The sequence below is a fragment of the Beijerinckiaceae bacterium genome, assembly GCA_004564215.1.
In the GTDB taxonomy this organism is placed as follows: domain Bacteria; phylum Pseudomonadota; class Alphaproteobacteria; order Rhizobiales; family Beijerinckiaceae; genus Methylocapsa.
Genome location: CP024846.1, coordinates 1,856,545 through 1,870,156, shown reverse-complemented (window position 1 = coordinate 1,870,156; position 13,612 = coordinate 1,856,545). Strand labels below are relative to the sequence as shown.

At 57.3% G+C, this 13,612-nt stretch carries 6 protein-coding genes and 1 tRNA gene; 5 read left to right on the top strand and 2 right to left on the bottom strand.

Features of this window, described 5'->3' with window-relative positions:
• The first annotated feature begins 2 nt into the window (after window positions 1–2).
• The 5 genes from CU048_08805 to CU048_08785 all read left to right on the top strand — a co-directional run bounded on the left by CU048_08805 (window position 3) and on the right by CU048_08785 (window position 11,620).
• Entirely contained in the window at window positions 3–1,064 is a 1,062-nt protein-coding gene (locus tag CU048_08805; GenBank protein QBR71363.1) for a taurine catabolism dioxygenase TauD, read from the top strand.
• The gene (locus CU048_08800; GenBank protein ID QBR71362.1) at window positions 1,061–5,908 is read left to right on the top strand and encodes a hypothetical protein; all 4,848 of its coding nucleotides are present in this window, start codon (window positions 1,061–1,063) and stop codon (window positions 5,906–5,908) included. Before CU048_08805 ends, CU048_08800 begins: the two co-directional genes overlap by 4 nt.
• Window positions 5,896–7,257, top strand: a complete 1,362-nt coding sequence (locus tag CU048_08795; GenBank protein QBR71361.1) for a hypothetical protein — start codon at window positions 5,896–5,898, stop codon at window positions 7,255–7,257. The genes CU048_08800 and CU048_08795 overlap by 13 nt, the downstream gene beginning before the upstream one ends.
• A gap of 139 nt (window positions 7,258–7,396) precedes the next feature.
• Window positions 7,397–9,907, top strand: a complete 2,511-nt coding sequence (locus CU048_08790) for a penicillin acylase family protein (GenBank protein ID QBR71360.1) — start codon at window positions 7,397–7,399, stop codon at window positions 9,905–9,907.
• A 48-nt stretch (window positions 9,908–9,955) separates the two neighbouring features.
• Complete coding sequence (locus tag CU048_08785) at window positions 9,956–11,620, top strand: ABC transporter ATP-binding protein (protein QBR71359.1); 1,665 nt, start codon at window positions 9,956–9,958, stop codon at window positions 11,618–11,620.
• A 147-nt stretch (window positions 11,621–11,767) separates the two neighbouring features.
• On the opposite strand, the gene CU048_08780 is transcribed toward CU048_08785, so the two are convergent.
• Window positions 11,768–11,842, bottom strand: a tRNA-Gly gene (locus tag CU048_08780).
• 72 nt (window positions 11,843–11,914) lie between these two features.
• Window positions 11,915–13,399 carry a hypothetical protein gene (locus CU048_08775; protein ID QBR71358.1) on the bottom strand — a complete coding sequence of 495 codons (1,485 nt, stop codon included), beginning with the start codon at window positions 13,397–13,399 and terminating at the stop codon, window positions 11,915–11,917.
• Window positions 13,400–13,612: the final 213 nt, after the last annotated feature.

Sequence of the window (13,612 nt, the reverse complement as noted above, 5' to 3'; positions counted from 1 at the left end):
CCATGAGCGTCATCCGAAACTCGGTGACGATCGGCTCCGCGCGCCGCCGGCCGGTCTCACTTCAACCGGAGGATATGGTTGAGCATCGCTTCCTGCCGGGATTTGGCAATTTTCCGCTTGTCATCGAAGCGCGGATCGACAGGCTCCGGTTGTCGGCTTGGGCGGCGGGGCGCCGCGCAGAACTCGAAGAATTGGCGACTCGGCACGGTGCTGTCCTGCTGCGAGGTTTCGCGGTGGCGGACGTCGCGGAGTTTGAGGACTGCGTCGAGAAAATGTGCGGCAGCGCGCTTGAATACCGCTTTCGCGCTTCGCCGCGCACAGAAGTCGGCCGGCATGTCTATACGGCGACCGATTATCCAGCCGATCAGGTGATATTCCCGCACAATGAGCATGCCTATTCCCCGATCTGTCCGAATTATCTCATCTTCCACTGCGACACCCCAGCGCGTGAAGGCGGCGAAACTCCGATTGCCGACAATCGTGAAATCACGCGGCGGATCGACGCCGCGGTCAAGGAACGTTTCCTGCGGCGCGGTGTCCTTTATGTGCGCAACTATGGGGCAGGGTTCGGCCTGCCTTGGACGACCGTCTTTCAAAGCCATGATCGCGCGGAGGTGGAGCGCTATTGCGCCAGCATCGGGATCGAATGGCAATGGAAGCCGGGAGGCAGATTGTGCACCCGGCAGACCGGACCCGCGATGATTCGTCACCCGCGCACAAATGAGGAGATTTGGTTCAATCATGCGACCTTTTTTCATGTGACCACTTTGCCGGCAGCCGTGAGGGACGCCTTGCTCGCGGAGTTCGGCGAGGACGACCTCCCGACTCAAACTTACTATGGTGACGGAACTCCGATCGAAGCCGAAACCCTCGAGCATCTTCGTGGTATCTATCGAGAAACGCTTCGTGCCTTTGCCTGGCAAACCAACGACGTCTTGCTCTTGGACAATATTTTGACCGTGCACGGCAGAGCTCCGTTTTCCGGTGTTCGCAAAATTCTCGTGGCCATGGCTCAGATTTTTCAACCGCGGGATTGGGCGATTGAGACGGGAGTTGCGTCATGACCTCGAACCAATTGACGGTCGGGTTTCGGCTGTCGCAGCAGCAGGAGCGGCTGTGGCGTTTACGCGACCAAATCGGACGCGACCTGCCACCGCTGCTCGGAAGGCTGCGGCTGGACGGACCGCTCGACGCCGAGCGGCTCCAGGATAGCTTGCGTCGGGTGGTTTGGCGTCACGAGGCCTTACGAACGCGGATTGAGCTTTTGTCGGGGACGACGCAGCCGATTCAGGTCATTGGCGAGGCGACACCGTTCGTCAACTTCCGCGATTTAAGCCAGTTCGCGCCGGAGAGCCGTATTCCGGCATTGAGCGATATCGAAAGCGAAACGCAATGCCAGGACCTGCGTGGGGATGCTCTCCATGCGGAGCTGGTACATTTTTCCCCCAACCTGCATTACCTCATCATCGCGGTCTCGCCGCTCTGTTGTGACTTCGTCAGCCTTCAAAACCTGGTTCGCGAATTGGCGGCCGGCTACGACGAAGGGATGGCCGAAGCCGCGTTGGCGACGGAGCCGCTGCAATATGCCGATTACGCTGCCTGGCAAGAGGATATTCTTGCCTCCGGTGAAGGCGATGGCGTACGCTACTGGCGCCAGCGCGAGCCATCGGACATGCGGACACGATTGGCCTTGGAGAATGACGCTGCAAACGCGACGTCCTTCAATCCGGCTGTCGTAAGACTTCAACTGCCGCAAGAACTGGCCAGCCTCTTAAGCGCCTTTGCGGAACACCACCATGCTGCGCCCGCGACCATTCTACTGGCGGCTTGGGCTGCCCTGCTGCATCGTCATTCGGGTCTCCCTGAGATTGAACTCTGCTTTCTCGGCGAGGGCCGCAGCGAAGCGATCGCAACGTCGATTGGCGCCTTCGCCCTTCCTTTGCCCTTGCGCTGCGGCTTCGAGTCTGACGAATCCTTTACTGCCCTAGTCCAGCGGTTGCAGGCCGCGCTGGACGAACATCGGGACTGGCAGGACTACGCCCCGGCCAGTGCCACGCGCAGATCCGACAATTCGGTCTTGCCGTTGTGCTTTGGGTATATCGCTGGCTTGCCGCCTTTGCGGGCGGGCTCTGTCCTGATGACACTCCAGGCCGCGCCGGTGCAGGTGGAACCGCTCAGGCTTCACCTGCAATGTCTGGCTGGTCAGGATGGGATCGAAATCGAATTCCATCACGACCAATCCCGATTTTCTTCGGTCGCCATCAATTGTCTCTCCGAGCAATGGTGGACGCTCTTGGGGGATGCGTTGAACGCGCCCGACACTCCCATTGGGCGCCTGGCGCTGTTGAGCGATGCCGAACGCGATCGACTCCTCCTCGACTATCGTCGCGCGGAGTCTTCGGTCACGGTTGAGGCAGCCGGCCTTCACGCATTGCTCGATCGTCAGGTTGAAACTGGCCCGGACATGCTTGCGTTGCGGCACGGAGAGCTCGCCTGGACCTATGCCGAGCTGCATCGACGCGCCAACTTTCTCGCTGCTCGGCTTTTGGCACAAGGTCTTCAAACCGAAGACCGGGTCGGACTCTTGCTCCAGAACCCGCTGTGGATGATTGCGGGGATCTTCGCGGTGCTAAGGGCCGGGGGGGCCTATGTGCCGTTGGATCCGGCCTATCCGGTCGATCGCATTTCATTTGTGATACGGGACGCCGCCGTTAGGTTCGTCCTGACCGAACGGGCGTGCCTCCACGTCGCGGACGCATCGGACAGTCCATGCATAGTTTTGGATGAGTGGTTCGATGGGGAGCCCAACGCCGAGCTTCGCGGCGAGCAGATCGATGGGCTGGCAAGGAAAACCGAATCGGACCAGCTCGCCTATCTGATCTACACCTCAGGGTCGACGGGACGGCCCAAAGGCGTAGCCATAAGCCACGGCGCCGCGTTGCATTCCACATTAAGCCGTCACCTTTATTATCCGGCACCGGTCCGCGGCTTCTTGTTGTTGTCCTCCTTCAGCTTCGACAGCTCGGTCGCCGGATTGTTCTGGACCCTCGGCCAGGGCGGCTGTCTGTGTTTGCCGACCGCCGAAGAGCTTCAGGATCCTGCCGCCTTGACGGGGTTGGTGGAGCGCCACGCACTATCCCATTTGCTCTGTCTCCCCTCGCTCTACGCGCTGATGCTCGACCAAGACCGCGCGCGTCTACGAAGTCTGCAAGCGGCGATTGTCGCGGGTGAGAGTTGTCCTTCCAACCTGCCGCTTCTGCATTACGAGCGTCTCCCCCATGCATCTCTTTATAACGAATATGGCCCAACGGAAGCTGCGGTGTGGAGCACGGTCCTGGAGGTCGCACCGCAGTCGGCGCAGGCGCCGGTTTCCATCGGTCGGCCGATTCCTGGGACGCGTCTTGGCCTCTTTGATGAGCGAGGGGAGTTGGTCCCACGCGGGGTGGTCGGCGAGATCCATATTGGCGGCGCGGGTTTGGCGCGGGGCTATTTCGGCCAACCGGATTTGACGGGAGAGCGGTTTGTGCCGGACCCCTTGGGCCCGACGGGAAGCCGACTCTATGAGACGGGGGATCTGGCACGCTACAAGTCCGATTGGAACATCGAATATGTGGGCCGGATCGATCATCAAGTGAAGATTCGCGGCTTCAGGATTGAGCTTGGCGAGATCGAGGCGGCGCTCGTTCGGATCCCCGAGGTTCGCGAGGCCGTCGTCACGGCGCGGGAGGATATTCCAGGAGAGAAACGGCTGGTCGCTTATGTCGTGGGCGCAGATGGTGTGCAACTCGCTGCCGCGGCGGTTCGGACAGCGCTGCAGCGCGATCTGCCGGACTACTTGGTTCCTTCCGCTTTTGTCGTTCTCGAAATGTTGCCGATCACCGCGAACGGCAAGGTGAATCGCAACGCCTTGCCACCGCCGGATCTCGGTCACCAGCTGGCGCAATCTTATGTGGCGCCACGGACCGTCACGGAGGAATTGCTGACGGAGCTGTGGGCGGACGTGCTTGGGCTTGAGCGCGTGGGCATTGAAGATAATTTCTTCGAGCTCGGGGGACATTCCCTGCTCGCGACGCAGGTGATCTCGCGGATCAGGCAAACCTTCGCCATCGAGCTACGCTTGCGCAGCCTGTTCGAATCGCCGACCGTGGCGGCCCTTGCCCCCCGCGTGGAAACGGCGCGCAGCGGAGCGGAGACATTTGACGCCCCGCCGCTGGTGGCGGGGACACGACAAGATCCTCTCCCGCTTTCCTTTGCGCAACAGCGACTCTGGTTCCTCGACCAGCTCGAACCGGGTAACAGTTCTTATTGCATTCCGGCGGCGGTACGCCTTGTCGGCGACCTTGATGTCGCGGCGCTGGAAGTCGGTTTGCGTGGATTGGTACAACGACATGAAGTCCTGCGTACCAGCTTCCCCACCAAGGCTGGACAACCGCGTCAGCTGATCGCTCGGGAACTCGATCTGCCCTTTTCGCGCGTCGATCTTTGTGGACCTTCCGTTCGGAGCGCCGAGGCGGAAATGCGGTGCCTGCTGGACGCGGAAGCCAAGCGCAGTTTCGATCTCGCGCGTGGACCCTTGTTGCGGGCAACGCTGTTCAAGCTGGACGAACAGGACCATGTGCTCGCTTTAATGCTCCATCACATCGTCTCCGATGGCTGGTCGACTGACGTCCTGATCCGGGACTTCGCGGCCATGTACACGGCCTTGAGTTGTGGCCAGCAGCCCGACTTGCCTGAGCTACCCGTTCAATATGCCGATTTTAGCTGCTGGCAACGCGGTTGGCTGCAGGGGGAAGCCCTTGAAAAGCAATTGAGCTATTGGCTGCGTCAGCTCGAAGGCGCTCCATCGGTGTTAGCGCTGCCAACCGACCGGCCACGCCCGGCTGTACAGAGCTATCGGGGCAAGACCATTGCGTTCGAACTTTCCCCGGCAGTTGCGCAGACGCTGCATGCGTTGGGGCGCAACAGCGGAGCGACCTTATTCATGGTCCTGCTCGCGGCCTTTAAAGTCTTACTGATGCGCTATAGCGGCCAGAATGATCTCTGCGTCGGCACGTTGATCGCCAATCGCACAAGATTGGAGATCGAAGGGCTGATCGGCTTTTTCGCCAACACGCTGGTCCTGCGCACCGATCTCTCCGGCGATCCCACTTTCCTTGCATTGCTGGAGCTTGTACGAGAGACGGCCCTGCAGGCGCAGGCCCATCAGGACCTGCCGTTCGAAAAACTGGTCGAGGAGCTGCAGCCGACCCGTGATCCAAGCCACAGTCCGCTATGCCAAGTTCTGTTCGTCTTGCAGAATGCGCCGCTGCGGGCTCTGGACCTCCCCGGTTTGCATGTCGAGCCCGTGGAAGTTGGTACGCAGACCGCGAGGTTCGACCTCACGCTCGCCATGATGGAGCGAGGGAACACGCTCGCGGGAGAATGGGAATATAATGCCGATCTGTTCGACGCGGAGACGGCCGCACGCATGCTGCGCGATTATGTGACCCTGCTCGAAAGCATTGCAGCACGTCCGCAGGCGCATCTTTCCGAATTGTGCGGCGTTCAAATATCAGCCGCTAAGATGATCGATCGCGTCCCTCCGCCTGAGTCGGGGCAGCTTGCAAAGACTTCGTTTGTAGCCCCACGGACACCCACGGAGGAAATCCTGAGCGATCTCTTTGCGCAGGTCCTCGGCATCGAACAAGTGAGCATTCATGCCGATTTTTTTCAACTCGGGGGACACTCGATGCTCGCCTGCATCCTCGCATATCGCATACGTGAAACCTTGCGTTGCAATTTGCCGCTGGTGGCGATTTTTCAAGCTCCAAGCGTGGCGCAATTGGCGAACTTTATCGAACAGAGCTGCAGCGCAACTCACGATGGTCGTGCAAGCGCGGGCCTTGGGATTGTTTCATGTCGAACATAATGTTTTTTATTTTGCACGAAGTTGGATCGATTAACGCGAGCCTGCAACTGGCCAACGATCTGAAGACCCGTGGCCACCAGGTCACTTATGTCGGGCTTGCGGATTCGGAAGAGCTCATCAAGGCGAACGGCTTCGACTTCGTAACGCTTTTTGAAAGCCATTTTCCCAAGCAAAGCGTTCAAACCCTCACCGGCCAAGGCACTCTTCGGCGAGGTCTAAGCTATCTGCGGTGGCTGCCTCGCAAATATTTCATCTTCCGGCGCTTCGTGGATTATCTGATCGCCGGCGGCGACGAAGAGTTTTTTGCCGTCACCGACAAGCTGCGCCCGGACCTCATCCTTTTCTCTGGCGGCCCCTATGTCGAATGGCCGGCACTCATGTCTTTCTCGCGGGGGATTAAATGTGTCTATTTATGCTCGACTTTATCGCTGCGAAGAGGAACCGGTCTTCCGCCAGTCTCCTCCGCAATGATTCCTCGATATGAAAATTCGCTCTGGCAAAGCGCTCGCGTATGGCTTGCTTGGAAGAAGTTTAATTTTGAGAACATGTTGCATTTTTTCGGACACAGGAAGTGCACGAGACAGCTGGCGGCGAAATATGGGATCGATAAATTTACGCACGACACCGTTTATTCCAAGGATGCTTCCGTCACTCTATCCGAGATCATTCCATTTCATCCCGACTTCGATTTTCTATCGCGGCCTCTCCCTGGTCAGTATTTTATTGGGGCATCGATATGCCTCGAACGACGGGAGGAGGAATTCCCTTGGCACCAGCTCGATACCGGTAAACCGTTAGCCTACTGCGCGCTGGGGACGTATTTATGGTATGGCAAAAAGAAATACGTCCGATTTTTCCGGGCGGTTCTCGATGCTGCCCTCGCGATGCCGGAATGGCAGTGGGTGCTGGCGACCGGCGGATCGCTCCACTGGGATGAAATCGGCACCGTTCCCAAAAATGTCCTCGTCGTCAAAAATGCACCGCAAATCGGATTGTTGAAGCGCGCGAGCGTCATGATCACGCATGGCGGAGCGAACACCGTCAAAGAATGCATTCTCCTCGGCGTGCCCATGGTGATTTTTCCGTTAGGCGGGGATCACCCCGGCATTGCCGCTCGAGCGATCTATCATGGTCTCGCGATGCGGGGCGAGTTCACCAAGATCGACGGGGCGAAACTGAGGTCGCTCATCCGTGCGGCGACGACCAATCCCTATATCCGCATTCAGCTCCGCCTCATGCAAACCCGTTTCATCGACGTAGAAGCCGCCAAACTGGGCGTGAAGCTCATCGAATCCCTCCTTGCGTCTGGGAGGTGCGGCGATGCCGAAGTTGGCCTGCAACGCGGCTAAACAATCTCTAGAGTGGGATGAGGAAAAGTGGAAACCGATTTTCCGCCCGCATCCGCGCTCCAGGCTTTTGGAATCGATCACGTTCATGATTTTGGATTGAGTCAATCCAAAATCATCGTGATCTAGGCAACGTCCCGTCATGAAAACGAGTCACAGGAAACCAACCCACGTGAAGAATATCCCAGATGAGCGTCTTTTCCGTGGTGCCGGCGCCAAGCAAAAGTCAGGCATGGTTCGATCCCTGTCACAAAAACTCGTGCGAGTCAGCCTGTGGATCTTCAGCCTCGGCCTTGCAGGCGCCCTGGTTCTCGTCCTGATCATGGGGCTCTTACTTGTCGCTTCGTTGCCCACGCTCGATGGAGAGATCCAGGTAGCCGGTCTGGCGAGCCCGGTAAGTGTCGAGACCGATGCGCGCGGCATCCCGTCGATTGCCGCGCAAAGCCGGATTGACAGTTATCGAGCGCTCGGATTCGTCCATGCCAATGATCGGCTGTTTCAAATGGATCTCCTCCGGCGCCGAAGTGCCGGACGCTTGGCGGAGCTTTTTGGCGCGAGCGTCGTTGCGGAAGACAAATGGCACAAGGTCATGGGGTTCGAGCATGTTGCCGAGGCGGTCTTTACGCGACTTCCGGAGGACCAACGCGAAATCTTGGCGGCTTACGCGGAGGGCGTCAATGCCGCTTTGACACGTCGGCGCATACCGCCCTGGGAATTTCTAACTCTAGGCTATCTCCCCGAGCCATGGCGACCCGAAGATTCCTTGCTTGTGATCCTGGGCCTTTATGAGCGCTTGAGCTGGTCGGGGCCGGACGAGCAGGCAGCGACGGTTATCGAGAGGGCCTTTTCCAAGCGGGTTTCGGAATTCTTCTTCCCAGCGAGAGACTGCTACACGGAGAGCGTCCTCGGGACCGAAATCGACAAATGTCGTCTCGAAGACGTTCCTGTCGAAGACTTTCACGCGGCTTTATCGGATGCCGCCGCTCGGGCGCCACTGATGCAACATCCGCCAGCCCGATTAGGAAAGGGGGGCTCGAACGCTTGGGTCGTCGCCCCCGGAAAAAGCGGGCAGGACCGCGCGATGCTCGCGAATGATATGCATCTCGACCTGCTCGTTCCAAACATCTGGTATAGGACCGATTTCCACTATGGCAAGACCGAGCTGACAGGCCTTACGCTTCCTGGAATGCCCCTCGTGATTTCCGGCAGCAACCGGCACATTGCGTGGGGGTTCACGAATGTCGCTGGAGATTTTTCCGACTTGATCCTGTTGGATGAAGTCGGCGACGACGGCGACACCTATCTCACACCGGAGGGACCGAAACATTTCGGCGAGCGCACCGAAACCATTCGCGTTCGTGGAGAGGCGCCGGTTTCCGTCGTGGTCAAGGAGACGATCTGGGGGCCGGTCCTTCCTGAAAAACTGCTCCAAAAACAAGTCGCGGTGCGTTGGACGGCTCTCGACCCGAATGCGACGGACATCGCACTCTCGGATCTTGAGAGTGCCGCGTCTGTCGACGAAGCTCTAACCCTGTTGAACCATTCGGGGGGACCGGCTTTGAACGGCTTGGTCGCGGACGACAGCGGCAATATCGGTTGGACCTATACGGGCAAAATTCCGATCCGCGTGGGCTACGATGGCCTTATGGCGCGATCCTGGTCCGACGGGACAAAGCGGTGGCAAGGGTATATTCGCCCGGATGCATTGCCGCGCATTGTCAATCCTCCTTCAGGCTTTATCGTCAGCGCGAACCAAAGAATGGTTGGGGAGGGATACCCCCTTACGATTGCGCATGGCTTCGACGGCGGCTACCGCGCCTACCACATTACGCAGGCGCTCACGGGGATGCGCAATATCACGGAGCGCGATATGCTTGCGCTGCAATTGGAGACGGGAACCGAATTTTATAGATATTATCAGCGGCTTGCGCTTTCCTCGCTTACCCTCAAAGGTGGACGGGACGAGGATGCATTTAGGCGTGCGCTGCGCCACCATCTTGCCGCGTGGGAGGGCAAAGCCGAGCCCGGCTCGCTCGGTCTTGCCCTCATCGTTGAACTTCAGAATTCGATTTCGGAAGCTTTATTCGTTCCGCTGCTCGAACATTGCCGCGCGGTCGATCCGCGCTTCAACTGGAATTACTATCGAGAGACGTCGCTTCGCCAAATCTTGGAGGCGAAGCCCACGGAACTTCTGCCGAAAAATCAAAACCACGCCGATTGGGATGATTTCATCATTACCGTGACTGAAAATGCCGCGCGTCGGCTCATGGAACGCAGAGGTGTCGACAGATTGGAGGATCTTACCTGGGACAAGGTCAGTGTTGTTCCGATTCGGCACCCTTTGTCCCCCGCGCTGCCAGGAGCGGAAAGATGGATCGATATGCCGTTGGCATCTTTGCCGGGATGCGAGGAATGTGTCCGTTGGTCCAGCCAAGATGGAGGCGCGACCGAGCGACTCGTGGTGTCGCCCGGCCATGAGCAAGATGGCATCTTCGAAATGCCGGCAGGCCAATCGGGGCACCCGTTGTCGGCCTTTTACCGCGACCAGCACAAGGACTGGGTGGCGGGAGTTGCCGCGCCGTTGCTGGCGGGACCTGCCAAACATCGACTGGAGCTTAAGCCCGCGCACCCGAGCCAAACGCATGACCGCTAGTTCGACCTCCGTGCTTCGATTCGGCAGCCGGCCAGTAAGCATATTGCCATGAAGCTTTTTCTCGAGATTATCAGCCGGCTTCGTTGGATGTTGCTTCTGGCAATTATAGCCGGCATCGTAGGCGGTTTGAGCAGTGCCGGGCTTATCGCAACGATAAACCAGGCCTTAACTGCCCCCGCCAATGATCGACTTGCCTGGAGCTATTTTATCTTGTGCGCGCTCATGATCCTGGCGCGCGCGGCCTCGTCTCTCCTGGTGATGCATCTCGGGCAAACCGTGATCTTGGACTTGCGCCTCTATTTAAGTCGCAAGATCGTTGCCGCCCCGCTCCGAAGTCTTCAAATGCTCGGACCGGCACGTTTGCTTGCCAATCTTACCGATGAAATTGCAACCCTTGCCGCGGCCCTCGAGTCGATCCCGTGGATATGCGTCAATGGAACCATCGTCCTTGGATGCCTCGTCTATCTGGGCTGGCTTTCTCAAACGCTGTTGGCCCTGATCATGTTGGTATTGGTCTTGGGGATAGCGAGCTTCCAATTCCTCAACACCAAGGCGTTGAAGGCGCTCACCTCCGCCCGCTTGGAAAGCGATATTCTCTACGGCCATTTCCGAGGCCTGATCGACGGCATCAAGGAGTTGAAGCTCAATAGATTGCGACGTCATGCTTTTGTGGGAAATCTGTTGTCCACCGCTGCCACGCGTTGCCGCAAACAATATACCTCGGGCATGACGCTCATTGTCCTTGCCGCTCATTGGGGCAATGGATTGTTTTATTTGATGATAGGTTTGATCCTGTTCATTCTGCCGACGGCAGTGAGAGAAAGTGGTGGTGATACTTTAACAGGCTATACTCTGGTGCTCCTCTATATGATGTCGCCGGTGTCGGCCATTATGGACCAATTGCCAACGTTGAGCCGCGCCAAAATTGCTCTCCGCCGTCTCGATTGGTTTGAGCAAGACCTTGCATCCCACGCGCCCGAGGATCTTCCGGGAGAAGACTCAAAACATTCCATGTCCCCGGGCCAGCTCGAACTGATCAATGTGAGTCACACCTATCACCGCGAAAGAGAAGATCGCAGTTTTGTCCTTGGCCCCCTGAATTTGGTTCTACGTCCCAAGGAGTTGGTTTTTATTATCGGCGGCAATGGGAGCGGGAAGACAACCCTTGCGCTTATCCTGGTTGGGCTCTACGCCCCCGAAACAGGTGAGATACGCCTGAATGGAAAGCCGGTCGCCGACGCCAATCGGGAACAGTATCGAGAGCATTTTTCCGCAGTGTTCTCCGACTTCTATGTGTTCGAGAACTTAGTCGGTTCTGGAAACGGGCAGCTTGATGAATTGGCGCGGCATTATTTGGCGCACCTTCACCTCAATCATAAGGTGGAAATTCAAAATGGGTCGTTTTCCACTGTAGAACTGTCTCAAGGCCAGCGAAAACGCCTGGCCTTGCTCTCCGCCTATTTGGAAGACAGGCCTTTTTATGTTTTTGACGAATGGGCTGCCGATCAAGATCCGGAGTTCAAGGAGCTTTTCTATAAAACTTTATTGCCTGAATTGAAGGCGCGGGGAAAAACCATCGTAGTGATCACGCATGATGATAAATATTTTCAACAAGCTGACCGCTGCATTCGCTTGGAGTCCGGCAAAATCACCCAGCTTGCCCATCTCCACGAGCAAGACCTGGCGCACGACTCGGATAAAGTCGTGGCCTAAAGCGGGATGAGGAAAAGCGGAAGCCGGTTTTCCTCATCCCGCTCTAAGCTTTTGGAATCGATCATGTTCAGGATTTTGGATTGAATCATCTAAGCAAATGCGGCCCCGAAGGGCAGCGCTTAACTTACAGAAATGATTAAGAAAATCTGGAGCGGGCGAAGGGATTCGAACCCTCGACCCCAACCTTGGCAAGGTTGTGCTCTACCCCTGAGCTACACCCGCATCCATGCCGCCGGCTCGCCTATATGCCGCAAACCGATAGTGAATGCAACAGACCGGTTTGAGCCGGCACCGTCAATTCGGCGCTTCGAAAGCGCGCGTTTTGGGGCTTGTCCCCCGCGAGCCGGAAGATACCATCTTGGATAATATAAATATAATAACCACAAGAAACAGGACGCCCCGGGTCAAAAACGCAACGAATGTTTCGGACGTGCTTTCAAGCATTGAATGCTGAATGGCCGTGAAAAGAAAGATGCTGAGCGGCAGGGTCAGGCGGAAACTCGATAAAGTGCCGCAGACATACAGCACCGGGAGCATGAAGAGGAACGGATAGGCGATCATCCCCAGCAGGCCCCAGGAGGCGAGCCCTTCCATGGGGAGACCGAAGATCGCGTAATAAACCCGGCCTGGCTCGGAAAGCCCCGTCTGCCATGAAAGCCAGTCGCCCATGCCCTGGGTGCTCTTTCGATATCCTAAGAAGCCCGGCGCGGTTGCGGCCAATGTCTCGTCCAAAGCGGCCATCCCGATAGGCACACGGGTTCGCGTCCCATTGTAAACCGCGTCGACAAGGGCGACCCAGGACAATCGTCCCAAGACATTCGCGGGCTTGTGGTAATAGTCGGTCGCCACCAACACATTGTCGTTTTGAGTCGCCGCCGCATCTCCGCTGTCGGAAATCATGCGGAAAAAATCCGGGTCGGTGGCGGCTTTTGCGACAGTATCCACGGCCAGGACCACAAACTGGGTTATCGACAATCCTTCCTTCGACATCCTCAGGTAAATGGTGATGGGCGTCATCACATTGATCAAGAAAAACAAGCCCACCATCCCGATGACAAGATGACGAAAGCGCAACATGCCATGAAGGAATGCCGCAGTGACCACGCCGATGATGCAGCTTACGAGAACTTCCCTCACATTCAGGGCGACCACCATCAAGGTTTCGAGGAGCAGCCAAAGCCCAAGCCGAAAACTGACAAAGCTGCGTCCGTCGGACTTGATGATGGCATAGGTGACCTCTGCAATCAGCCCGAGGTAGAATAGGTCTTGAAAATTTTTCCCAAGAACAATCGCGGCACCGGCATTCGAGCCGCCACTTTCGGTTGATTTGTTGCCGGCAACCACGATCGCGCCGACGAGTCCGAGGCCGATACAGATCAGCGACAAGCGCCGCAAACTCCGTAAATCGATCGGAAATGAAAACAAGCTTTTGCCCCGATCCAAGTATCGGGCCGTCGCCAGCATGGCTGTCAGGACCACCATCAGCAACATGGTCAGTCCAAAGGCGGCGTAAGGGTCGTACAGATTCGAGTCGAGGGTTTGTCCGTAGAAAGTCTTGGTGACCAAAGCGATGCCGACATAGGTCAGGCTGAAGCCAACGCCCAAAACAGAATAGAGGTCGCGTCCATAAACTACGAACGGCAGAAAAGGCACGATGATCGCGATCGCGCACATTGCAATAATTGCCGGGCTTGCCCCAAGAAGCAGTTGTATGACCGAGCAAACACCGACCACGGTCAAAGGAAGGACAAGCGATACTTGTTTGTCCGAGGGAACCATGAAGTCGAATTTGCTAGCCACCTATTGAACCTTCGTTTTGATCCGCTATTGGCTTTGACTTTGACGATGCAGCATCGTCTGCAGGGCTGGCAAGCACAGCGCTAGACTTGCGTGCAAAGGCGGCAATATGTCTGGTTTTTAGGCTCATGACCCGGCGAATTTCATTGCGTGGGAAGGCATGACGTTTAGTATGTTGCGGCGCATCATCGTATG

Bases quoted from the DNA above. Each gene is read 5' to 3' on its own strand.
- CU048_08795 (QBR71361.1), top strand. From the start codon at position 5,896: ATGTCGAACATAATGTTTTTTATTTTGCACGAAGTTGGATCGATTAAC.
- CU048_08805 (QBR71363.1), top strand. From the start codon at position 3: ATGAGCGTCATCCGAAACTCGGTGACGATCGGCTCCGCGCGCCGCCGG.
- CU048_08775 (QBR71358.1), bottom strand. From the start codon at position 13,399: ATGGTTCCCTCGGACAAACAAGTATCGCTTGTCCTTCCTTTGACCGTG.
- CU048_08790 (QBR71360.1), top strand. From the start codon at position 7,397: ATGAAAACGAGTCACAGGAAACCAACCCACGTGAAGAATATCCCAGAT.
- CU048_08800 (QBR71362.1), top strand. From the start codon at position 1,061: ATGACCTCGAACCAATTGACGGTCGGGTTTCGGCTGTCGCAGCAGCAG.
- CU048_08785 (QBR71359.1), top strand. From the start codon at position 9,956: ATGAAGCTTTTTCTCGAGATTATCAGCCGGCTTCGTTGGATGTTGCTT.